At 73.7% G+C, this 22,164-nt stretch carries 18 protein-coding genes; 9 read left to right on the top strand and 9 right to left on the bottom strand.

Translation table 11 applies throughout. The annotated features are described in order from the left end of the window. Positions 1–3 precede the first annotated feature (3 nt). The 4 genes from ABZ261_RS23655 to ABZ261_RS23640 are packed head-to-tail and all read right to left on the bottom strand — an operon-like array spanning position 4 to position 4,400. A complete protein-coding gene (locus ABZ261_RS23655; RefSeq protein WP_356862273.1) occupies positions 4–783 on the bottom strand; it encodes a CDP-alcohol phosphatidyltransferase family protein in 780 nt (259 codons plus the stop codon). Continuing rightward, positions 761–1,822, bottom strand: coding sequence for an iron-containing alcohol dehydrogenase family protein (locus ABZ261_RS23650; RefSeq protein ID WP_356862271.1), 1,062 nt, complete (start codon positions 1,820–1,822; stop codon positions 761–763). Before ABZ261_RS23650 ends, ABZ261_RS23655 begins: the two co-directional genes overlap by 23 nt. Beyond that, positions 1,810–2,562 (bottom strand): phosphocholine cytidylyltransferase family protein, encoded by a 753-nt coding sequence (locus tag ABZ261_RS23645; protein WP_356862269.1) that lies wholly within the window; start codon positions 2,560–2,562, stop codon positions 1,810–1,812. Before ABZ261_RS23645 ends, ABZ261_RS23650 begins: the two co-directional genes overlap by 13 nt. Next, positions 2,559–4,400 (bottom strand): DUF5941 domain-containing protein, encoded by a 1,842-nt coding sequence (locus tag ABZ261_RS23640; protein ID WP_356862268.1) that lies wholly within the window; start codon positions 4,398–4,400, stop codon positions 2,559–2,561. Before ABZ261_RS23640 ends, ABZ261_RS23645 begins: the two co-directional genes overlap by 4 nt. Before the next feature lie 264 nt (positions 4,401–4,664). Between ABZ261_RS23640 and galE the strand changes: the two genes are divergently transcribed. From galE to idi, 3 genes are all read left to right on the top strand, one after another. Then, positions 4,665–5,636, top strand: coding sequence for a UDP-glucose 4-epimerase GalE (gene galE / locus ABZ261_RS23635; RefSeq protein WP_356862266.1), 972 nt, complete (start codon positions 4,665–4,667; stop codon positions 5,634–5,636). Between the two features lie 173 nt (positions 5,637–5,809). Further along, complete coding sequence (locus tag ABZ261_RS23630) at positions 5,810–6,757, top strand: cation diffusion facilitator family transporter (protein WP_356862264.1); 948 nt, start codon at positions 5,810–5,812, stop codon at positions 6,755–6,757. A gap of 179 nt (positions 6,758–6,936) precedes the next feature. After that, on the top strand, positions 6,937–7,530 hold the full coding sequence (gene idi, locus ABZ261_RS23625) for an isopentenyl-diphosphate Delta-isomerase (protein ID WP_356862262.1): 594 nt from the start codon (positions 6,937–6,939) through the stop codon (positions 7,528–7,530). A 5-nt stretch (positions 7,531–7,535) separates the two neighbouring features. Here idi and ABZ261_RS23620 read toward each other — a convergent pair whose 3' ends face one another. Then, a complete protein-coding gene (locus ABZ261_RS23620) occupies positions 7,536–8,030 on the bottom strand; it encodes an ATP-binding protein (RefSeq protein WP_356862293.1) in 495 nt (164 codons plus the stop codon). A 277-nt stretch (positions 8,031–8,307) separates the two neighbouring features. Between ABZ261_RS23620 and ABZ261_RS23615 the strand changes: the two genes are divergently transcribed. From ABZ261_RS23615 to ABZ261_RS23605, 3 genes are all read left to right on the top strand, one after another. Then, complete coding sequence (locus ABZ261_RS23615; RefSeq protein WP_356862261.1) at positions 8,308–9,063, top strand: enoyl-CoA hydratase/isomerase family protein; 756 nt, start codon at positions 8,308–8,310, stop codon at positions 9,061–9,063. 111 nt (positions 9,064–9,174) lie between these two features. Next, complete coding sequence (locus ABZ261_RS23610; protein ID WP_356862260.1) at positions 9,175–9,342, top strand: LPFR motif small protein; 168 nt, start codon at positions 9,175–9,177, stop codon at positions 9,340–9,342. Positions 9,343–9,409: 67 nt separating this feature from the next. Continuing rightward, positions 9,410–11,794 carry a Tex family protein gene (locus tag ABZ261_RS23605; protein WP_356862258.1) on the top strand — a complete coding sequence of 795 codons (2,385 nt, stop codon included), beginning with the start codon at positions 9,410–9,412 and terminating at the stop codon, positions 11,792–11,794. Positions 11,795–11,829: 35 nt separating this feature from the next. Here the strand turns inward: ABZ261_RS23605 and ABZ261_RS23600 are convergent, their stop codons facing one another. Beyond that, positions 11,830–13,470, bottom strand: a complete 1,641-nt coding sequence (locus ABZ261_RS23600; RefSeq protein WP_356862256.1) for an ABC-F family ATP-binding cassette domain-containing protein — start codon at positions 13,468–13,470, stop codon at positions 11,830–11,832. A 151-nt stretch (positions 13,471–13,621) separates the two neighbouring features. On the opposite strand from ABZ261_RS23600, the gene ABZ261_RS23595 reads away from it, so the two are divergent. Further along, positions 13,622–14,560: an FAD-dependent oxidoreductase gene (locus tag ABZ261_RS23595; RefSeq protein WP_356862254.1), complete on the top strand. Its 939-nt coding sequence runs from the start codon at positions 13,622–13,624 to the stop codon at positions 14,558–14,560. A 227-nt stretch (positions 14,561–14,787) separates the two neighbouring features. Continuing rightward, positions 14,788–16,272, top strand: a complete 1,485-nt coding sequence (locus ABZ261_RS23590; RefSeq protein ID WP_356862252.1) for a M1 family metallopeptidase — start codon at positions 14,788–14,790, stop codon at positions 16,270–16,272. Between the two features lie 13 nt (positions 16,273–16,285). Here the strand turns inward: ABZ261_RS23590 and ABZ261_RS23585 are convergent, their stop codons facing one another. Continuing rightward, positions 16,286–17,200, bottom strand: a complete 915-nt coding sequence (locus tag ABZ261_RS23585; protein ID WP_356862250.1) for a PfkB family carbohydrate kinase — start codon at positions 17,198–17,200, stop codon at positions 16,286–16,288. 86 nt (positions 17,201–17,286) lie between these two features. Beyond that, on the bottom strand, positions 17,287–18,759 hold the full coding sequence (locus ABZ261_RS23580; protein WP_356862248.1) for an amino acid permease: 1,473 nt from the start codon (positions 18,757–18,759) through the stop codon (positions 17,287–17,289). A 258-nt stretch (positions 18,760–19,017) separates the two neighbouring features. On the opposite strand from ABZ261_RS23580, the gene ABZ261_RS23575 reads away from it, so the two are divergent. After that, positions 19,018–19,749 carry a MerR family transcriptional regulator gene (locus tag ABZ261_RS23575; protein WP_356862246.1) on the top strand — a complete coding sequence of 244 codons (732 nt, stop codon included), beginning with the start codon at positions 19,018–19,020 and terminating at the stop codon, positions 19,747–19,749. 204 nt (positions 19,750–19,953) lie between these two features. Here ABZ261_RS23575 and ABZ261_RS23570 read toward each other — a convergent pair whose 3' ends face one another. Continuing rightward, on the bottom strand, positions 19,954–22,131 hold the full coding sequence (locus ABZ261_RS23570; RefSeq protein ID WP_356862244.1) for a 3-hydroxyacyl-CoA dehydrogenase NAD-binding domain-containing protein: 2,178 nt from the start codon (positions 22,129–22,131) through the stop codon (positions 19,954–19,956). Positions 22,132–22,164 lie beyond the last annotated feature (33 nt).

Raw genomic sequence — 22,164 nt, 5'->3', positions numbered from 1 at the left:
CGCTCACCGCAGCCTGCTGGAGACGAGGATGGACACCAGGTGCAGCAGCGTCTGCAGCAGGGCGATGCCGGCGAGGACGGCGGTGCCGAGGCGGGTGAAGAACAGGTCGCCGCGCGCCTGGTCCGCGACGGCGAGGACCAGGATGAGCAGCGAGGCCTCGATGCCGAGGATCAGCCGGTGGAACTTCAGGGCCGCGGCGGCCCGGCGGGCCAGCGCCATGCCGGAGGACCGGGGCTCGGACGCGGCCTCCTGCACCGGGGGCTTGCCCGCCTGGTGGCGGGCGACGCCGACCAGGTCCGTCTCGGCCTTGATCAGGATGGCGCCCAGGGCGGCGAGGGTGCCGAGGAAGGCCCACAGCCAGTCGATGCGGCCGCTGCCCCACAGGTCGGCGGCGCGCAGGCCGAGGCCCACCAGGACGGCCGCGTCGGTCAGGTAGGCGCCGACGCGGTCCAGGTAGACCCCGCTGAGCGAGTACTGCTGCTTCCAGCGGGCGATCTCGCCGTCGACGCAGTCCAGCAGCAGGTACAGCTGGGTGGCGACCACGCCGAGCACGGCGCCCGCGATCCCCGGCACCAGCAGGGCCGGGGCCGCGAGCGCCCCGCAGACGGTCATCAGGTACGTGAGCTGGTTGGGCGTGACCTTGGTGTTCACCAGGAAGCGGTCGACGCGCAGGGACACCTCGCGCATGTAGAGGCGTCCCGCCCAGTGCTCACCGCTGCGCCGGTCCTTCACCCCGGCGGGGTGCACGACCGGACGGAGTTCAGCTACCGATGGCCTTGACATAGTCGGCGTAGATGTCCTTGATCTGGTTCGTCTTGAGGTCGAGGTGCTCGAGGATCGTGTACCGGCCGGGCCGGGTCTCGGGAGCGAACTCCACGGCGCGGACGAACTCGTCCAGGGTGAAACCGATCTCCTCCGGCAGCACCGGAAGCCCGTGCCGGCGCAGCACCTCGGCCATGTGCGCCGACTCCTCGTGCGCGCCGCGCAGGTACATCGCGAACGCGGCGCCGAGCCCGCACTGCTCGCCGTGGGCGGCGGCCCGCTTCGGGTAGAGCAGGTCGAAGGCGTGGTTGATCTCGTGGCAGGCGCCGGAGGACGGGCGGGAGTCGCCCGACACCGACATGGAGATCCCGGTGAGGACCAGCGCCTCGGCGAGGACCTGGAGGAAGGCGTCGTCGCCGACCCCGCCGGGGTGGCGGAGCACGGCCTCGCCGGCCTGGCGGGCCATGGCCGCGGCGAGTCCGTCGATCTTCTCGCCGTTGACGCGGCCCGCCAGCTCCCAGTCCGCGACCGCGGAGATGTTGGAGATGACGTCGCCGATGCCGGAGCGCACGAAGCGGACGGGCGCCTCGCGGATCACGTTGAGGTCGATCACCACGGCGATCGGGTTCGGCACGCCGTAGGAGCCGCGGCCCGCGTCGTTGTCGAGGGTCGCGACCGGCGAGCAGAGGCCGTCGTGCGCGAGGTTGGTGGCGACGGCGACGAGCGGCAGGCCGACCCGGGCCGCGGCGAACTTGGCGCAGTCGATGACCTTGCCGCCGCCGAGGCCGACGACCGCGTCGTACTTGCCGGACTTCATCTCGTCGGCCAGCCGGACGGCGTCGTCCAGGGTGCCGCCGCCGACCTCGTACCAGGTCGCACCGGGCAGCGACGGCGCGATCCGCTCCCGCAGCCGCGCACCGGAACCACCGCTGACCGCGACCGCCAGCCGCCCGGAGTGCGAGATGCGCTCGTCGGCGAGGACCCCCGCCAGATCGTCCAGCGCGCCCGGACGGATGTCCACGACCACCGGCGAGGGGATCAGCCGGGTCAGTACTGGCATGCGATCTCCCGGCCCCGCGCGAGGTCGTCGTGGTTGTCGATCTCCACCCACGGCACATCGCCGATCGGCGCCACGTCGATCCGGAACCCGCGGTCCACCAGCTCCTGGTAACCGTCCTCGTAGTACAGCTGCGGATCCCGCTCGAACGTCGCCCTCAGCGCGTCGGCCAGCTCACCCGCGGCCTCCCCCTCGATCAGCGTCACACCGATGTACTCACCCGTCGCCTCCGCCGGATCCATCAGCTTCGTGATCCGCCGCACCCCCCTCCCGGGGTCCACGACGACCTTCATCTCCTCGTCCGCCAAAGACTTCACCGTGTCCAGCGCGAGGATGATCCGCCTGCCCTCACCACGCGCGGCCAGCAGCGTCTTCTCCACCGACACCGGGTGCACCGTGTCCCCGTTGGCGAGGATCACACCCTCCTTCAGAGCGTCCCGGCCGCACCACAGCGAGTAGGCGTTGTTCCACTCCTCCGCCTTGTCGTTGTCGATCAGGGTCAGCTTCAGCCCGTACTTGCGCTCCAGCGCCTCCCGGCGCTCGTACACGGCCTCCTTGCGGTAACCGACGATGACCGCCGCCTCGGTCAGACCCACCTCGGCGAAGTTCCGCAGGGTCAGATCCAGGACGGTGACGGCGTCCGGCCCCTCCTCCGGCCCCACAGGCACCAGAGCCTTGGGCAGAGTGTCGGTGTAGGGGCGAAGACGCCGTCCGGCGCCGGCCGCCAGCACAAGGCCGATCATGCGGGTTCTCCTTCATCGTGTACGGCGGGCGCCCCGGCGGACACCCAGAAGCGGATGCTCTCGGCGAGCACCAGCAGGGCGACGGCCACGGCGAGGACCGTGAGCGCGACCTTGAACTGTGAGGCGGTGAGTACCGCGGCCAGGACGGTGACGAGAAGTGTCCGCCCTTCGTGCCCCCCGGTGGCGCGCACCAGCCAGGCCGGGGGCGCTCCGGCGCTGCCGCGGATGCGGTACACCGTGTCGTAGTGATGGTAGGCGACGGCGGCCACCAGGCCGAACGCCGCGGGAAGCGCCCCGTCCACGCCCGCCGTGCCGGCCAGGGCGAGCACGGTGCCGTACTCGGCGGCCCGGAAGACGGGCGGGACGAGCCAGTCGAGGGCGCCCTTGAGGGGGCGGGCCACGGCGAGCGCGGAGGTGACGGCGTACAGCAGGGCGCCGGCCACCGGCAGCGGGCCGCCGAACCCGGTCAGGGCCGAGCAGGCGACGACCGCGGCGCCGCCGAGCAGGGCGACGGCGGGCACGGCGAGTCCGGGCAGGCCCTTCCCGGCCACGCGCCGCACGGCCTCGCTGAGCGGGCCGGAGTCGGTGAGGTCGGCGAGCGCCTGCGCGGCCCGGTCGGTGCGCCGCGCCGTGCGGGTCACCGAGCGCAGCACGCGGCCCGCCGTGGTGTACGCCGCCGCGAACGCGCAGCCGGCGAGCAGGACGCAGAAGGTGATCCGGGGGGTGGTGACCGCGGTGAGGACGGCGATCATCGCCCAGCGCTCACCGATCGGCAGCACGATCATGCGGCGCACCCAGACCGTCCAGCCGACGCTGTCCAGCCGGTCGGACAGGGCGGCGGTGGGGCTGGTGTTGGCGGTGGCGTCGTGGTTGGCCTCGTTGAAGGAGAAGTCGACCACGTGCCGGCACGTCTGCAGGATCATCGCGCCGAGCGCGAGCGCCCACACGTCGTCGCCGCCGCGGGCCGCGCCGAGGGCGAGGCCGGCGTAGTAGGCGTACTCCTTGGCCCGGTCGAAGGTGGCGTCCAGCCAGGCGCCCAGCGTGGAGTACTTCAGGGCGTAGCGGGCGAGCTGGCCGTCGGTGCAGTCCAGCACGAAGGACGCGAGGAGCAGCACGCCGGCCGCGACGAAGCCGCCGCGCGTGCCGGTGGCCGCGCAGCCGGCCGCGATCAGCGCGGTGAGCAGCGAGGCGGTGGTGACCTGGTTCGGGGTCAGGCCGCGGCGGGCGCACCAGCGGGCGAGGTAGCGCGAGTAGGGGCTGATGAAGAACGTGGTGAAGAAACCGTCGCGGGACTTCACGGCCGACTTCAGGCGTACGGCCTCGTCGTCCACGGCGGCGACGGCCTGCCGGGCCTCGTTGCGCGCCTGCGGGTCGGCGGGCACGACGGCGACCAGGCTGCCCAGCTCCGGGCGGTGCACCGCGCCGCCGTCGGCGTCGAGGGCGGCCGCGATGCGGTCGGCGAGGCAGTCCGCGGCGAGCACGGGGGCGCCGCCCGGGGCGGACCCGGCCGGGGGCTCACCGGCGGTGGCGCCGTGCGCGGAGGTCTCGCGGGCCACGGCCCGGGTGAGGGCCTGCCGGGCGGCCGGCTGGGCGGTGACGGCGCCGGGGACGGCGGCGAGCGGGAAGCGCGGGTCGGTCAGGGCTAGCCGCAGCGCGTGCGGGTGGCCCACGAACCGGGAGTCGACGAGGGCCACGCGCCGGTCGCCGGGCACGGCGGCGAGCAGGGTCTCCGCCTCGGCGGCGTCCGCGGCCACGCGCACGTCGAAGCCGAGCGACCGCAGATCGTTCTCGAGTGACGATCCGGGGACCGGCTGACCGGTGACGATGGCGGTCGACAACCGAACTCACTCCCTGGGGCGGCGCACGCGCGCCGGTCTACTGCGTGGTGGGGCGCCCCTGCCTGCGGCGCCCGGGCGGCATGTCGGCAGAGGCTATCGGATGGGCCGGAGCCCGTGTTCACCGGCCGTTCACGGCCCCGCCCCCGGGGCCCGCCCCGGCTCTTTGCCGCGATCATCATCGGGGATGCGGGGCCCGGCCCACAAACCCGTGCGGCAGACCCGGGCATCCGGGACATGCGGCGGACCGGCATAGGGTGGACGACCATGACGTGGCTGATCACCGGCGGAGCCGGATACATCGGGGCCCATGTGGCGCGGGCCATGGCGGGCGCCGGGGAGAGCGTCGTGGCGCTGGACGACCTGTCGGCGGCCGTCCCCGCCCGCCTCCCGGCCGAGGTGCCGCTCGTGCGGGGCTCGACGCTGGACGGGGCCCTGCTCAAGCGGGTCTTCGCGGAGCACGGCGTGACGGGCGTCGTCCATCTCGCGGCGCGCAAGCAGGTCGCGGAGTCGGTGGCCCAGCCCACCCACTACTACCGGGAGAACGTGGGGGGCCTGGCCACGCTGCTGGACGCGGCCGCCGAGGCGGGTGTCGGCCGGCTGCTCTTCTCCTCGTCGGCCGCGGTGTACGGCAGTCCGGACGTGGACCTGATCACCGAGGACACCCCGTGCGCGCCGGTGAACCCGTACGGCGAGACCAAGCTGGCCGGGGAGTGGCTGGTGCGGGCGGCGGGCCGGGCGCACGGCATCTCCACGGTGTGCCTGCGCTACTTCAACGTGGCGGGCGCGGCGGCCCCGGAGCTCGCGGACACGGGGGTGTTCAACATCGTGCCGATGGTCTTCGACCGGCTGACGCGCGGCGAGGCGCCGCGGATCTTCGGTGACGACTATCCGACGCCGGACGGCACCTGCGTCCGGGACTACATCCACGTCGCCGATCTCGCGGAGGCCCACCTGGCGGCGGCGCGGCGGCTCGCCGACGGCGGCGTCACGGGGGATCTGACGCTGAACATCGGCCGGGGCGAGGGCGTGTCGGTGCGCGAGCTGATCACGGTCGTCGGGGAGGTCACCGGGGACCGCCGGCCGCCCGTGGTCGAGGGGCGCCGCCCGGGCGACGCGCCGCGGGCCGTGGCCTCGGCCGAGCGGGCCGCCCGGACGCTGGGCTGGCGGGCCCGGCGCGGGGTGCGGGAGATGGTCGAGTCGGCGTGGGCGGGCTGGCAACTGCACCACGGCGGGTGAACCGGTCCCGGCGGGGAGCCGGTCCGGCCGGTGAGCCGGCGCCGCCCGCCCCGGCATGTTCCCCGGAACGTTTCCGCAGGTCAGGAAGATGACAACGGTGTTCAGTGCCGCGTTGCCGGACACCCCCGGGCCGTAGTTGACTGGCCCCTGACGGCACTCGGGAGGCGGTGGTCATGGGGGCAGGGCACGACCACGGGCACGCGCACGCGCATGCGCATGCGCCGGCCAGCGGTACGGCCACGGCCGCGTACCGGGGCCGGCTGCGGATCGCGCTGGGCATCACGCTCACCGTGACGGTGGTCGAGGTCGCCGGCGGCCTGGTCGCGGACTCGCTCGCGCTGATCGCGGACGCGGCGCACATGGCGACCGACGCGGTGGGCCTCGGGATGGCGCTGCTCGCCGTCCACTTCGCCGGCCGCCCGCCGAGCGCGAACCGCACCTTCGGCTACGCCCGCGCGGAGATCCTCGCCGCCCTGGCCAACTGCCTGCTGCTGCTCGGCGTCGGCGGCTACGTGCTGTACGAGGCGGTCGAGCGGTTCGTGGAGCCCGCACCGACCCGGGGCGGTCTGATGGCCGTGTTCGGCCTGGTCGGCCTGCTCGCGAACTCCGTCTCGCTCGTGCTGCTGATGCGCGGGCGCAAGGAGAGCCTGAATGTGCGGGGCGCCTTCCTGGAGGTCGCCGCGGACGCCCTCGGCTCGGTGGCGGTGCTGGTCTCGGCGGCGGTGGTCGTGGGCACCGGCTGGCAGGCCGCGGACCCGGTCGCCTCCCTCGTCATCGGGCTGATGATCGTGCCGCGGACGGTCGGGCTGCTGCGCGAGACGCTGGACGTCCTGCTGGAGGCGGCGCCCAAGGGCGTCGACATGGCGGAGGTCCGGGCGCACATCCTGGCACTGGACGGCGTGGAGGACGTCCACGACCTGCACGCCTGGACGATCACCTCGGGCATGCCGGTGCTGTCGGCGCACGTGGTGGTCAGCTCCGAGGTGCTGAACGCGCTGGGCCACGAGAAGATGCTGCACGAGCTCCAGGGCTGCCTGGGCGACCACTTCGACGTGGAGCACTGCACCTTCCAGCTGGAGCCGGGCGGGCACGCGGAGCACGAAGCCCGGCTGTGCCACTGACCGGGCGTGCTCCCGTCGCGCGTCCGCCGGTGGCGCGCTGCGGCGGGCCGCGGGCGCAGCGGCGGCCCGGTCCGGGCCGCGGGTCCGCGCCGGGTGCGGACATGCGGAGGTGCGGAAGTGCCGGGAGTGCCGGATTCGTACGGCAGACTTGGGGGCGAAGACCGAGGCGAAGGATGGGTATGCCGATCACACCTGCCACCGCGACGCACAGCTCGTCGGAGGGCACCGCAGAGGCGATTTTGCTGGAACTGGTCGACGAGAAGGGTGTGACGGTCGGCACGGCGGAGAAGCTGGCCGCCCATCAGCCGCCGGGACTGCTGCACCGGGCGTTCTCGGTGTTCCTCTTCGACGAGCGGGGCCGGTTGCTGCTGCAGCAGCGGGCGCTCGGCAAGTACCACTCCCCCGGCGTGTGGTCCAACACCTGCTGCGGCCACCCCTACCCCGGCGAGGCGCCGTTCGCGGCGGCGGCCCGGCGCACCTCCGAGGAGCTGGGCGTGTCGCCGTCGCTGCTCGCGGAGGCCGGCACGGTCCGGTACAACCACCCGGACCCCGCCTCGGGACTGGTGGAGCAGGAGTACAACCATCTCTTCGTCGGCCTGGTCCAGGCGCCGCCCGCCCCGGACCGGGAGGAGGTCGCCGAGACCGTCTTCGTGACGGCGGCCGAGCTGGCCGAGCGGCACGCCCGGGAGCCGTTCTCGGCCTGGTTCATGACCGTGCTGGACGCGGCCCGTCCGGCGATCAGGGAGCTGACGGGCCCCTCGGCCGGCTGGTAGGCGCCTCAGGAGCAGGCCGCGGGCTTGAGCGGCAGGGCGGCCCAGATCACCTTGCCGCCGCTCGCGGTGTGCTCCATGTCGACCACGCCGCCCGCCTCCCGGGCCACTTCGCGCACCAGGAGCAGTCCCCGGCCGCCGGTCTGGCCGTGGTCGGCCTCCAGGGCGGTCGGGCGGTAGGGGTGGTTGTCCTCCACGGACACCCGCACCCACTCGGCTCCGACGGCGACCTCCACGGCGAGCACGGGCGACAGCAGCGCCGCGTGCCGGACCGCGTTGGTGACCAGTTCGGAGACGATCAGCAGCAGGCCGTGCTCCAGGTCGTCGGAGACCGGCACGCCCTGGCGCAGCAGCAGGTCCCGTACCGCGTGCCGGGCCTGCGGGACCGAGGCGTCCACCGCGGCCGCGGTGAACCGCCAGACGCCCTCGTACGGCAGTGGGCCCGGCGGCCGTCCGCCGCCGCCCGCTGGGCGCGGGCCGTCCCCGCGCCCGTGGTTCTCCATCGTCCGGTCGCCACCCTCGCACTCGATTGTCACCACACGTCGAGTGTTGGTAACGAATCGCTCCTGTCCGCAGTCCTGAACACAAGTTGGCGGGTATCGAACGATCCTGACCGAGTGCGTATGACACCGTCACGGGCGGGACTGTTCCTGTCCCCCGCGCGGCGGTTCGCGAACTAGTCCGACGATAGGGCGTGCCCGTCGCCGGTGGCCGCCCGCAGAGCCGGGCGGGAGCCGGGCGCGAGCCGGGCCGGGAAGGCCCTCGACTACGATCCGCCGCATGGAGCCCCAGCTGTCCCACCAGGTCACCGACTCCGTCGCCACCGTGGTGATCCGTCATCCCGCCAAGCGGAACGCCATGACGGCGGCGATGTGGCGGGCCCTCCCCCCGCTGCTGGAGGCGTGGGCGCACGACCCGGGCGTCCGGGCGCTGGTGCTGACCGGCGAGGGCGGCACCTTCTGCGCGGGCGCGGACATCTCCACGCTCCGGGACTCGCCGCAGGAGGCGCAGCGACTGGCGGTGGCGGCCGAGGAGGCCCTGGCGGCGTTCCCGAAGCCGACGCTCGCCGCGGTGCGCGGACACTGCGTGGGCGGCGGGGCGCAGCTCGCGGCGGCCTGCGATCTGCGGCTGGCGGAGGAGGGTGCGCTGTTCGGGGTGACGCCGGCGAGGCTCGGCATCGTCTATCCGGCCTCCTCGACCCGGCGGCTGGTGTCCCTGGTCGGCCCGGCCACGGCCAAGTACCTGCTGTTCACCGCCGAGTTGATCGACGCGGGGCGAGCGCTGCGCACCGGGCTCGTGGACGAGGTGCTGCCGGCGGGCGAACTGGAGGCGCGGGTCGCCGGACTGACCCGGGTGCTGGTGTCCCGCTCCCAGCTGACCCAGGCCGCGGCCAAGGAGTTCGCGAACGGCCGCACGGACCGGGACGCCCACTGGGCGGAGCAGGCGCGCGGCAGCGGCGACACCGCCGAAGGGGTCGGGGCGTTCCTGGAGCGCAGGGCGCCGCGCTTCACCTGGAGCGTGTCCGCGCCGGGGTGAGGCGGCGGCGGCCGCGCCCTGTCCCGCGCATCGCGCGGCTTCCGGACACGCCGGCGAGGTGCCCGGCTTCCGTCCCGTCACCGGGACCGGACCGGACGGGATGACGGTCTCGTGTCCCGTGCCGTCGCGGACGGGCTGCGGCAGACCGGCGGGGCCGTCGCCACGGTGGTCACGCTCCCGTTCCGGGCGCTCGCCCGGCTGTCCGGCCAAGTGTCGTCCGGCGCGCGCCGGAGCCGGGCCCGGCCCGGGGCCCCGCGCCCCGCCGTCGCGCCGCCCTGATCCCCGGTGGCCGGTGTCACCTGCCACAATTGCCGCGCAACCTCAGTGGAGAAGGCGGTACGGGATCGTGACGACACCCGGGTCTGTGGCAACAGGGTCGATCGAAGGCAGGATCGCCGAGGAACTCGGCGTACGGGAGCGGCAGGTGAAGGCCGCGGTCGAACTCCTCGACGGCGGTTCGACGGTGCCCTTCATCGCCCGCTACCGCAAGGAAGCGACCGAGATGCTCGACGACGCGCAGCTGCGCGCGATCGAGGAGCGGCTGCGCTACCTGCGGGAGCTGGAGGACCGGCGGACCGCGATCCTGGAGTCGGTGCGGGAGCAGGGCAAGCTCACCGAGGAGCTGGAGGCCCGCATCCGGAGCGCCGAGACCAAGGCGCGCCTGGAGGACGTCTACCTGCCCTACAAGCCCAAGCGGCGCACGAAGGCGCAGATCGCCCGCGAGGCGGGCCTGGAACCGCTGGCGGAGGGGCTGCTGGGCGACCCGTCGGTCGAGCCGCTGACCGCGGCGGCCGCCTTCGTCGACGCGGACAAGGGCGTCGCCGGCCCGCAGGCCGCGCTGGACGGCGCGCGGGCGATCCTCACCGAACGGTTCTCCGAGGACGCCGACCTGATCGGCGAGCTGCGCGAGCGCATGTGGGCGCGCGGGCGGCTGGTCGCGAAGGTGCGGGAGGGCAAGGAGGAGACGGGCGCCAAGTTCGCCGACTACTTCGACTTCGCCGAGCCGTTCACCGCACTGCCCTCGCACCGCGTCCTGGCGATGCTGCGCGGCGAGAAGGAAGAGGTCCTGGACCTCGTCCTGGAGCCGGAGGAGCCCACGCAGGGCCCGTCGTCGTACGAGGGGATCATCGCGCACCGGTTCGGGATCGCCGACCGGGGCCGGCCCGCGGACAAGTGGCTGACGGACACGGTCCGCTGGGCCTGGCGCACCCGCATCCTGGTCCATCTCGGCATCGACCTGCGCCTCAGGCTGCGCACGGCCGCCGAGGACGAGGCGGTGGACATCTTCGCCGCGAACCTGCGCGACCTGCTGCTCGCCGCTCCGGCCGGCACCCGCGCGACCCTCGGCCTCGACCCCGGCTACCGCACCGGTGTGAAGGTCGCCGTGGTCGACGCCACCGGCAAGGTCGTCGCCACGGACGTGATCCACCCGCACGTCCCCGCCAACAGGTGGGACGAGGCGATCGCCAGGCTGGCGGGGCTCGCGAAGGAGCACGCGGTCGAACTGGTCGCGATCGGCAACGGCACGGCGTCCCGGGAGACCGACAGGCTCGCCGGTGAGCTCATCGCCCGGCACCCGGAGCTGAAGCTCACCAAGGTGATGGTGTCCGAGGCGGGTGCGTCGGTGTACTCGGCCTCGCAGTACGCCTCGCAGGAACTGCCCGGCCTGGACGTGTCGCTGCGCGGCGCGGTCTCCATCGCCCGGCGCCTGCAGGACCCGCTGGCCGAGCTGGTGAAGATCGACCCGAAGTCGATCGGTGTCGGCCAGTACCAGCACGACCTGTCCGAGGCGAAGCTGTCCCGCTCGCTGGACGCGGTCGTCGAGGACTGTGTGAACGGCGTCGGCGTGGACGTCAACACCGCGTCGGTGCCGCTGCTCGCCCGGGTCTCGGGCATCTCCGCCGGGCTCGCGGAGAACATCGTCGCCCACCGCGACCGATACGGCCCGTTCACGTCGCGCGCGGAGCTGAAGAAGGTGCCGCGGCTCGGCCCCAAGGCGTACGAACAGTGCGCGGGCTTCCTGCGCATCCGGGGCGGCGCCGACCCGCTGGACGCGTCCAGCGTGCACCCGGAGGCGTACCCGGTGGTGCGCCGCATGGTGAAGACCACGGGCCAGGAGGTGGCGTCCCTCATCGGCAACACCGCCGTGCTGCGCTCGCTGCGGCCCGCCGACTTCGTGGACGACACCTTCGGTCTGCCGACCGTGACGGACATCCTGAAGGAACTGGAGAAGCCGGGGCGCGACCCGCGTCCCGCGTTCCGGACGGCCGCCTTCAAGGAGGGCGTGGAGAAGATCTCCGACCTGTCCGCCGGGATGGTCCTGGAGGGGGTGGTGACGAACGTCGCCGCGTTCGGCGCGTTCGTGGACGTCGGCGTCCACCAGGACGGTCTGGTGCACGTCTCGGCGATGTCGAAGTCGTTCGTCAAGGACCCGCGCGACGTCGTCAAGCCGGGTGACATCGTCAAGGTGAAGGTGCTGGACGTGGACATCCCGCGCAAGCGGATCGCCCTCACCCTCCGCCTGGACGACGAGGCCGCCCCGCAGGAGCAGGGGGGCGGCCGGCAGCAGCGCGGCGGCGCCCGGCCGCCGCAGCAGCGGCAGGGCGGCGGCAACCGGCGGCAGGGCCGCGGCGGCGGTGACCGCGGCGGACGCCAGGCCCCGGCACCGGCCGGCGGCGCGATGGCGGACGCGCTGCGGCGGGCGGGGCTGCTGGACCCGAAGAAGCGCTGACGCCCGGTGCGGGCCCCGTGGCGGCGGGGCCCGCGTCAGCGCTCGGTCACCTTGCCGTCCGCGACCTGAAGACGGCGGGTGACGCGCACGGCGTCCAGCATGCGGCGGTCGTGCGTGACCAGCAGCAGGGTGCCCTCGTAGGCGTCGAGGGCCGACTCCAGCTGCTCGATGGCCGGCAGGTCCAGGTGGTTCGTCGGCTCGTCCAGGACGAGGAGGTTGACGCCCCGGCCCTGGAGCAGCGCGAGCGCGGCGCGGGTGCGCTCGCCCGGCGAGAGGGTGGCGGCCGGACGCAGCACATGGCCGGACTTCAGGCCGAACTTGGCCAGCAGGGTGCGCACCTGAGCCGGTTCGGCGCCGGGCACGGCCGCGCCGAAGGCGTCGAGCAGGGTCTCGGGACCGTGGAACAGCTTGCGGGCCTGGTCGACCTCGCCGACCAGGACGCCCGAACCGAGGGCGGCGTGGCCGCGGTCCAGCGGGACACGGCCCAGCAGCACGCCGAGCAGCGTGGACTTCCCGGCGCCGTTCGCCCCGGTGACCGCGACCCGGTCCGCCCAGTCGATCTGCAGGGAGACCGGGCCCAGGGTGAAGCCGCCGCGCCTGACCTCGGCGTCCCGCAGCGTGGCCACGACCGCCCCCGAACGCGGGGCGGACGCGATCTCCATGCGCAGCTCCCACTCCTTGCGCGGCTCCTCTACGGTCTCCAGGCGCTCGATCATGCGCTGGGTCTGGCGGGCCTTGGCGGCCTGCTTCTCGCTGGCCTCGCTGCGGAACTTGCGGCCGATCTTGTCGTTGTCGCCGCCCGCCTTGCGCCGGGCGTTCTTGACGCCCTTGTCCATCCAGGCCCGCTGCATCTGCGCGCGCTCCTGGAGGGCGGTCCTCCTGTCGGCGTACTCCTCGTAGTCCTCACGGGCGTGCCGGCGGGCCACCTCCCGCTCCTCCAGGTAGGCCGCGTAACCGCCGCCGTAGAGATTGATCTGCTGCTGGGCCAGGTCGAGTTCGAGGACCTTGGTGACCGTGCGGGTGAGGAACTCGCGGTCGTGGCTGACGACGACCGTGCCCGCGCGCAGCCCGGTGACGAACCGTTCCAGACGCTCCAGGCCGTCGAGGTCGAGGTCGTTGGTGGGCTCGTCCAGCAGGAAGACGTCGTACCGCGACAGCAGGAGGGAGGCGAGGCCGGCGCGGGCCGCCTGGCCGCCGGAGAGCGCGGTCATCGGCCGGTCCAGGCCGACGGCCAGGCCGAGGGAGGCGGCGACCTCCTCGGCGCGCTCCTCCAGGTCGGCGCCGCCGAGACCGAGCCAGCGCTCGAGGGCGGCGGCGTAGGCGTCCTCGGCGCCGGGCGCGCCGTCGACCAGGGCCTGGGTGGCCCCGTCCATCTCGCGCTGTGCCGCTGCCACGCCGGTGCGGCGGGCCAGGAAGTCCCGGACGGTCTCCCCCGGCCTGCGCTCCGGTTCCTGCGGCAGATGGCCGACGGTCGCGGCGGGCGGGGACAGGCGCAGTTCGCCCTGTTCGGGCGGGGTGAGCCCGGCGAGCATCCGCAGCAGCGTCGACTTGCCCGCGCCGTTGGCGCCGACCAGGCCGATCACGTCGCCGGGCGCGACGACCAGGTCGAGCCCGGCGAACAGGGAGCGGTCGCCGTGTCCGGCGGCGAGGTTCTTGGCGACGAGGGTGGCAGTCATCAGACCGCCGATCCTAGTGGCCGCACCCGCCCTGCCCGGCCGTCCCGTCCGCCTGCCGCCGGCGCCCCGGCCGCCCCCGGCCGGGACGGCAGCAGGTGCAGGCGGGCCCCCCGGAACGGCGTCCGCGCCGGGCACGGCCTATCGTCCTGCCGTGGACAGCGAGCCGAATGCCGAAGTGATCGTGGTCGGGGGCGGGGTGGCCGGGCTGACGACGGCCGTGCTGCTGGCCGAGTCGGGGCGGCGGGTGCGGGTCTGGGCGCGCGAGCCGGCCGAGCGCACCACCTCCGCGGTCGCCGGCGGCCTGTGGTGGCCGTACCGCATCGAACCGGAACCGCTGGCCGGCGCCTGGGCGCTGGAGTCCCTCGCGGTGTACGAGGAGCTGGCGGCCCGGCCCGAGGAGACGGGCGTGCGCCTGGTCGAGGGCCTGCACCACGGGTCCCGGCTGGACGGGCTGGGCGCGTGGGCCGGCCGGGTGCCGGGGCTGCGCGCCGTGGCGGACGGGCTGGCGGCGCGGCTGCCGGTGATCGACATGCCGGTGCATCTGGCGTGGCTGCGGGAGCGGCTGGCGCGGGCGGGCGGTGCGGTGGAGGAGCGGGAGGTGACCGACCTGTCCGCGGTGCCCGCCGCGGTGGTGGTCAACTGCACCGGGCTGGGGGCCCGTTCGCTGGTGCCGGACCCGGCGGTGCGTCCGGTGCGCGGGCAGCTGGTCGTGGTGGAGAACCCGGGGGTCACCACGTGGTTCACCTCCGTCGACGACTCCTCGGCCGCCTCCGCCTACTTCATCCCCCAGCCGGGCCGGCTGCTGCTGGGCGGCACGGCCGAGGAGGACGACTGGTCCCTGGAGCCGGACCCGGCGACCGCGGCGGCGATCGTCGCCCGGTGCGCGGCCGTCCGGCCGGAGATCGCGGGGGCGCGGGTACTGGCCCACCGGGTGGGGCTGCGGCCGGCCCGGCACGCGGTACGGCTGGAACGGCAGCCGCTGCCGGACGGGCGCGCGCTGGTGCACAACTACGGCCACGGCGGCGCCGGGGTGACGGTGGCGTGGGGCTGCGCCCGCGAGACGGCCGGACTGGCCTTCCCGCCCGCCTGAGCCATCGCCACGCCTGCGGTCAGGTCGTGGAACGCGTGCGTCTCGGCCTGGGCGGACGGTACTCCCGTCGACTCCCGTGCGGAAGAGCACGCTCCGGGGGCTCGTGACGGCCGAATGGCGATCGTGTGACAGCGGGGGTCATGGACAGGTCAGACGGCCCGTGGACTGAATAGGCTCCGAACGGACTACTCCGAACGGACCGACGGTCCTGACGACTTGGAGCTGACGTGCACCGCAGAATCCTCGCACCGGGCACCCTGGCTGCGGCCTCCCTCCTGCTGGCGATCCCGGCATCGGCCGCGAGCCACTCCCCCGGCGCGCCGGGCATCGGCGACCCCTACTACCCGAACTACGGCAATGGCGGCTACGACGTCACCCACTACGACCTGAGACTCCAGTACCAGCCGAAGACGGACGAACTGCAGGGCACGGCGACGATCCTGGCGAGGACCACGCAGGACCTGTCCAGCTTCGACCTGGACTTCCTGCTGGACGTCGGCGAGGTGCGGGTCAACGGCGCGAAGGCGGCCTTCACGACGTCCGGTCAGCACGAACTGGTCGTCACCCCGAGGACGCCGCTGGCGAAGGGCACGGCGCTCACGGTCGTGGTCCGCTACAGCGGGGTGCCGTCGACGAAGAGCGCCTACGGTTTCACCTCCTGGCACCGCACGCCCGACGGCGGTGTGGCGGCCAACGAGCCCGAGGCCGCCTGGTGGTGGTTCCCGAGCAACGACCACCCGACCGACAAGGCCACCTACGATGTGTCGGTGTCCGTCCCCGACGGCACCCAGGCCGTCTCGAACGGCACCCTGCAGTCCACCAGTTCCAAGCTGGGGTGGACCCGCTACAACTGGCGGCAGAACAAGCCGCAGGCCACCTACCTGGCCACGCTCGCGCTGGGCAGGTTCGACATCACCACCGGCACCTCCGAGGGCGGGGTGCCCGTCGTCAACGCCTACAGCAGGGACCTGGGCGACGAGGCGGGGGCCGCGCGGGCCAGCGTGGAGCGCACCGGCGAGATCGTGGACTGGCTGAGCGGCTGGTTCGGGCCGTATCCGTTCGCCTCGGCGGGCGGTTACGTGCCGAACACCACCACCGGGTACGCGCTGGAGACGCAGACCCGTGTCTACTACAGCCCGCGGCAGTTCGCCAACGGCGCCAACACCTCCCTGGTGGTGCACGAGCTGGCCCACCAGTGGTACGGCGACGACGTGTCGGTCGAGCGCTGGAAGGACATCTGGATCAACGAGGGCTTCGCCCGGTACGCGCAGTGGCTGTGGTCCGAGCACGAGGGCGAGGGCACCGCGCAGGAGCTCGCCGACTACGTGTACGCCTCCCACCCGGCCGACGACCCGTTCTGGACGGTCGCCCCCGGCGACCCGGGCCCGGACGCCCAGTTCGACATCGCCGTCTACGACCGGGGCGCCGCTGCCCTCCAGGCCCTGCGCAACGAGATCGGCGACGACGCGTTCTTCGCGGTCCTGAAGGGCTGGCCGAAGGAGCACGCCTACGGCAACGCCTCGGTGGCGGACTTCCAGAAGTACGCCGAGCAGGTCTCCGGCGAACCCCTGTCCGCGCTGTTCGACACCTGGCTGTTCCAGCCGTCGAAGCCGGCCTCGCCCGCGGCCCGCACCCTGGCGAAGGCGGGTCCGGTGACGCAGCCGCAGTCGTGGAAGAAGATCGAGGCGACGAACGACGTGCACGGGCACTGACGCCGCGTCCGCCTCACCGGCCGGGCCCGGCCGCCCGCAGGAGGTCCTCCCGGCCGATCGCGGCCACGCGGGTGGCCGGGACCGTGCAGGCGTAGGCCCCCGCGATCGCGCCGAACCGGGCACAGCGCTCGGGCGGCTCGCCGGTTAGGCGGCCGTACAGGAACGCGGCGGCGAAGGCGTCGCCCGCGCCGTTGGAGTCGACCACCGGCGCGGGCGGGGCCGCCGCCGGGACCCGGGTCAGCTCGCCGCCCGCCAGCAGGTACGCGCCCTCCGCTCCGGCGGTGGCGACGACGGCCGCGGCGCGGCCCCGCTCGGCGATGCGGCGCATCGTCGGTACGGGGTCGGTGAGGGCGGCGGCCGACAGGAACACGACGTCCGCCGCGTACGCGAACGGCTCGTGGTACGGGTTCACGCCGTCCCAGTCGTGCAGGTCCGTGGAGAGCGGCACGCCGGTCTCCCGGAGCACCGGCAGGGCGTGCGCGCACGGCTGGGTGATGGTGACGTGCACGTGCCTGCCGGCTGCGGCCAGCTCGCGCAGGGCCGCCTTGGGGAAGCGGTCGCCGGGGCGGGCGCGGCTGGTGTCGTACAGGGACAGGCGGCGGCCGTCCGGGGCGACCAGGTTGACCGCCCGCTTGGTGCCGGCCGGCTGGGGCAGCGCGGTCAGGGCGATGCCGTGCTCGCGGTGCAGGGCGCGCACGAGGTCCCCTTCGGGGTCGTCGCCGAGCAGGTCGAGGTGGTGGGTGCGCAGGCCCAGCGCGGCCAGGCCCAGGGCGACGAAGTCACCGGTCTGCCCGGCGCGGGTGCGGATCCCCGCCTCGATCATGTAGCTGTCGGCGTACGGCAGGGGCAGCCCGGGGACGGGGACGACGGTGTCCACGCCGGCCCCGCCCAGCACCAGCACGTCGATCCCGTCCGCCTGCGCGGTCATGTGCCGCCCCCCCCCGTCGTCGTCCGCCGTCCGGCGCTCGCGCGCCGCCGCACCAGCATGCCGCGGCGCCGCCGGCCCCGGGGCCGCTACTGCGTGGCCGACAGTTCCGTCAGCTCCCGGTCGGCGTTCCGGGACACCCGGCGGCGGACGCCGAACCAGCCCGCGACCAGCATGACGGCGATCACCGGGACGAGCAGCAGGGTCTTGCGGCCGACCTCGGCGTCGTTCCACATCATGCCGAGGCAGACCAGCAGGAAGACGATGGTGGCGATCTCCGTGACGGGGCTGAACTTCAGCTGGAAGTGCGGCCGGGTCACCAGGCCCGCGCGGGCGCGCCGGACGAAGATCATGTGGCAGATCATGATGATCACCCAGGTGCTGATGATGCCGAGGGAGGCGACGTTCAGCACGATCTCGAAGGCCTGGCTGGGCATCAGGTAGTTCAGCACGACGCCGAGCACGCAGACCGCGCAGGTCAGCAGGATGCCGCCGTAGGGGACCTGGCTGCGGTTCATGCGCGCGGTGAACTTCGGCGCGGAGCCGGCGGTGGCCATGGAGCGCAGGATGCGGCCGGTGGAGTACAGGCCGGAGTTGAGCGAGGACATGGCGGCGGTCAGCACGACCAGGTTCATCACGTCGCCGGCCGCCGGGACGCCGATCTTCGACAGCACCGTCACGAACGGGCTCTGGTCGGCGGAGTACACCGAGCCGGGCAGCAGCAGCGCCAGCAGCACGACCGAGCCGACGTAGAACAGGCCGACGCGCCACATGATCGAGTTCACCGCGCGGGGCACGATCTTCTCCGGCTCGGCGGTCTCGCCGGCGGCCACGCCGACCAGCTCCAGGGCGGCGTAGGCGAAGATCACGCCCTGCATGACGAGGACGACCGGCATCAGGCCGTGCGGGAAGACACCGCCGTGCTCGGTGATGACGCCGAGCCCCGGCTCGCTGCCGCCGACGTCGTGCCGGGTCGCCAGCAGGAAGACGCCGACCAGCATGAAGCCCACCAGCGTGGCGACCTTGATGATCGCGAACCAGAACTCCATCTCGCCGAAGATCTTCACCGAGATCAGGTTCACGGCGAGGACCACGGCGAGCGCGATCAGGGCGAGCACCCACTGCGGGATGGACGTGAACAGGCTCCAGTAGTGCGTGTAGAGCGCGATCGCGGTGATGTCGGCGATGCCGGTGGTCGACCAGTTCAGGAAGTACATCCAGCCGGCGACGTAGGCGCCCTTCTCGCCCAGGAACTCGCGCGCGTACGACACGAAGGACCCGGAGGACGGGCGGTACAGGACCAGCTCGCCCAGGGCCCGGACGACGAAGAAGGCGAACACGCCGCAGACCAGGTAGGCCAGGGCGAGCGCCGGGCCCGCGTTGTGCAGGCGTCCTCCGGCGCCCAGGAAGAGGCCGGTGCCGATGGCTCCGCCGATGGCGATCATGTTGACGTGGCGGGCCTTGAGGTCCTTGCTGTAACCGGCGTCGCCCGCGTCCGCGGGCGTACGGGCCGCCTCGGGATGGGTGGCGGCCTGAGCCGACTGCACGGCGTCCTTGCTCACGGGTGGTACCACTTCCTGGTGCGCCCGGGCCTCGTGGGCCCGGGTGTCCGTACGTTCTCGGCCCGCACCACCCTGGTGGTCGCGGCACAGACCAAGACGGCAGCTTCCCAGAGGGTTCCAGCGGCACGCGGTGATCCACGTCACAGAGCGGTGTTTCTCACAACCGGCGGGACGTGCGGGGAAGCACCCCTCGCGCGGTGGGGCTCCGTGCCGCCCGTGAGGTGTCACGGCATGGGAGGGACAGCGATACTGCTGCACATGACGACCGACACCAGCGAGCGGACGGAGCCGGGCGGGCCCACCCTGACGATAGACGAGCTGGCCGCGAAGGCGGGCGTCACCGTCCGCACCGTCCGCTTCTACGGCACCCGGGGCCTGCTGCCGCCGCCGGTGCTCGGTCCGCGCCGGGTCGGACGCTACGGGCCGGAGCACCTGGCGCGGCTCGCCCTGATCGACGAACTGCAGCGGCAGGGCATGACGCTCTCGGCGATCGAGCGGCACCTGCGCCGGCTGCCGCCGGACCTGAGCGCCCAGGACCTCGCCGTGCACCGCGCGGTGGTCGCCTCCTGGGGGCCGGACACGGTGGAGACGGTGACCCGTGAGGAGCTGCACCGGCTGGCGGGGCGCGAGCTGAGCGACGGGGACGTGGCCCGTCTGACCGCCCTCGACGTGGTCACGCCCGGGGACGGCGGCTACCGGGTGGACGCGGGACTGGTCCGGCTCGGCGTCGAGCTGCTCGACGTGCCGCTGTCGCAGGAGGTGGTCCTCGCGGCCCGGGAGGTGCTGCTGGAGCACTCCCGCGCGGCGGCGCAGGAGCTGTCCCGGCTGCTGCGCGAGGCGGTGTCGGAGCTGGCCGCACCGGATGTGAAAGCGCTGACGGCCCATATGCACCCGCTGGTCGTGCAGGCCCTGCTCACCACCTTCCGGCGTGCGCTGCGGCAGGAACTGCGCGGCTGGCTGAACGCCCCGCACGACGGCGGACAGGGCTGAGGGCGCGGGCGGGGCGGCGGCGCGGGCGGGGCGGCGGCGCGGGCGGCGCCGAGGCGCGGGGCGTGCCGCCGGCACCGGGCGCCGGGACCCGCACGGTGCCGGCGCCCGGCGCGGCGGCCCCCGCGAGCGGGTGGCTCCCGGACGCCGGCGGCCGGGTGCTGCCGCCGCGCCGGGGAGCGCCGCGGGGAGAGGACGCGCCGGCGGTCAGCGGGCGTCGGTGAAGGTCTCCCCCTTCCCGGCCTTCGCCACGAGCAGGGCGGGCGGGGTGAACCGCTCGCCGTAGCGGTCGGCCAGTTCGCGCGCGCGGGCGACGAATCCCGGCAGGCCGCCTTCGTAGCCGTTGATGTACTGCAGCACGCCGCCGGTCCAGCCGGGGAAGCCGATGCCGAGGAGGGACCCGATGTTGGCGTCGGCGACCGAGGTCAGGACGCCCTCCTCCAGCAGGCGTACGGTGTCGAGCGCCTCGGAGAAGAGCATCCGCTCCTGCATGTCCCGGAACGGGATCCGGTGTCCCGGCCGGGTGAAGTGCTCGCGCAGGCCCGGCCAGAGCGCGTCCCGCCTGCCGTCCTCGGTGTAGTCGTAGAAGCCGGCGCCGCCGCTGCGGCCGGTGCGGCCGAACTCGTCGACCATGCGGTCGATGACCGCCTCCGCCGGGTGCGCCGTCCAGGTGCCGCCCGCCTCCTCCACGGCCCGCTTCGTCTCGTTGCGGATCTTGCGCGGCAGGGTGAGGGTCAGCTCGTCCATCAGGGCCAGCACCTTGGCCGGGTAGCCGGCCTGCGCGGCGGCCTGCTCGACGGAGGCGGGTTCGATCCCCTCGCCGACCATGGCGACGCCCTCGTTGATGAAGTGGCCGATCACCCGCGAGGTGAAGAAGCCGCGCGAGTCGTTGACGACGATCGGCGTCTTGTCGATCTGCCGGACCAGGTCGAAGGCCCGCGCCAGGGCCTCGTCGCCGGTGCGCTCGCCCTTGATGATCTCGACGAGCGGCATCTTGTCGACCGGGGAGAAGAAGTGCAGTCCGATGAAGTCGGACTGCCGCTGCACGCCCTCGGCGAGCGCGGTGATCGGCAGCGTGGAGGTGTTGGAGCACAGCAGCGCGTCCGGGGCGACGACCGGCTCGGTCTCCTGGAACACCTTGTGCTTGAGCGCGGTGTCCTCGAAGACGGCCTCGATGACCGCGTCGCAGCCCGCGAGGTCGGCGGTCTCGGCGGTGGGGGTGATCCGGGCGAGCAGCGCGTCCGCCTTGGCCTGGCTGGTACGGCCCCTCGCGACGGCCTTGGCGCACAGCTTCTCGGAGTGGCCCTTGCCCTTGACGGCAGCCTCCAGGGAGACGTCCTTGAGGACGACGTCGATGCCCGCGCGGGCGCAGGCGTAGGCGATGCCGGCGCCCATCATGCCGGCGCCGAGGACGGCCACCTTGCGGACCCGGCGGGGCTCGACGCCCTGGGGGCGGTTGGCGCCGGAGTTGACCGCCTGGAGGTCGAAGAAGAACGCCTGGATCATGTTCTTGGCGGTCTGCCCGGTGACCAGCTCGGTGAAGTAGCGGGTCTCGATCGTGCTCGCGGTCTCGAAGTCGACCTGGGAGCCCTCGACGGCCGCGGCGAGGATGTTGCGCGGGGCCGGGTACGGGGCGCCGTTGGTCTGCTTGCGCAGGCTGGCCGGGAAAGCGGGCAGGTTGGCGGCGAACTTCGGATGGGCGGGGGTGCCGCCGGGGATCTTGTAGCCGGGCCGGTCCCAGGGCTGCTGCGACTCGGGGTGGGCGTCGATGAAGGCGCGGGCCCTGGCGAGCATCTCCTCCTCCGTCGCGGCCACCTCGTGGACCAGGCCGTTCTCCAGGGCCCGCCGCGGCGAGTACTGGGTGCCCTGGAGCAGCACCTTCAGCAGTGCGTCCGTGATGCCCATCAGGCGCACGGTGCGGGTGACGCCGCCGCCCGCGGGCAGCAGGCCGAGGGTGACCTCGGGCAGGCCGATCCTGGAGCCGGGGGCGTCCAGGGCGATGCGGTGGTGGGAGGCGAGCGCGATCTCGTAGCCGCCGCCGAGGGCCGCGCCGTTGAGGGCGGCGACGACCGGTTTGCCGAGGGTCTCGATGCGGCGCAGCGCGCTCTTGATCTCGGTGGCGGCGTCGAACACCTGCTGGGCGTCCTCGGGCCGGGCCCTGATCATGTCCTTCAGGTCGCCGCCCGCGAAGAAGGTCTTCTTGGCGGAGGTGTAGACGATGCCGCGGATGGAGTCCTTCTCGGCCTCCGCGCGCGCGGCGACCGCCGTGATGGAGGCCCGGAAGGCCTGGTTCATCGTGTTCGCCGACTGGTGGGGGTCGTCCAGGACGAGGGTGACGACACCGGTGTCGTCCTGCTCCCAGCGGATGGTGGTGCTCTCGGTCATGACAGTCGTCTCCGTTGAGGTCGCGTGTTTCCG

Source organism: Streptomyces sp. NPDC006193, assembly GCF_040613915.1.
Classification (GTDB): Bacteria; Actinomycetota; Actinomycetes; order Streptomycetales; family Streptomycetaceae; genus Streptomyces.
The sequence above is the reverse complement of the archived record's forward strand: the minus strand, read 5'-3'. Positions and strand labels throughout refer to the sequence as shown.

Coding starts and splice junctions, on each gene's coding strand:
- ABZ261_RS23655 (WP_356862273.1), bottom strand. CDS start 783: ATGTCAAGGCCATCGGTAGCTGAACTCCGTCCGGTCGTGCACCCCGCC.
- ABZ261_RS23650 (WP_356862271.1), bottom strand. CDS start 1,822: ATGCCAGTACTGACCCGGCTGATCCCCTCGCCGGTGGTCGTGGACATC.
- ABZ261_RS23645 (WP_356862269.1), bottom strand. CDS start 2,562: ATGATCGGCCTTGTGCTGGCGGCCGGCGCCGGACGGCGTCTTCGCCCC.
- galE (WP_356862266.1), top strand. CDS start 4,665: ATGACGTGGCTGATCACCGGCGGAGCCGGATACATCGGGGCCCATGTG.
- ABZ261_RS23630 (WP_356862264.1), top strand. CDS start 5,810: ATGGGGGCAGGGCACGACCACGGGCACGCGCACGCGCATGCGCATGCG.
- idi (WP_356862262.1), top strand. CDS start 6,937: ATGCCGATCACACCTGCCACCGCGACGCACAGCTCGTCGGAGGGCACC.
- ABZ261_RS23620 (WP_356862293.1), bottom strand. CDS start 8,030: ATGGAGAACCACGGGCGCGGGGACGGCCCGCGCCCAGCGGGCGGCGGC.
- ABZ261_RS23615 (WP_356862261.1), top strand. CDS start 8,308: ATGGAGCCCCAGCTGTCCCACCAGGTCACCGACTCCGTCGCCACCGTG.
- ABZ261_RS23600 (WP_356862256.1), bottom strand. CDS start 13,470: ATGACTGCCACCCTCGTCGCCAAGAACCTCGCCGCCGGACACGGCGAC.
- ABZ261_RS23585 (WP_356862250.1), bottom strand. CDS start 17,200: ATGACCGCGCAGGCGGACGGGATCGACGTGCTGGTGCTGGGCGGGGCC.
- ABZ261_RS23575 (WP_356862246.1), top strand. CDS start 19,018: ATGACGACCGACACCAGCGAGCGGACGGAGCCGGGCGGGCCCACCCTG.
- ABZ261_RS23570 (WP_356862244.1), bottom strand. CDS start 22,131: ATGACCGAGAGCACCACCATCCGCTGGGAGCAGGACGACACCGGTGTC.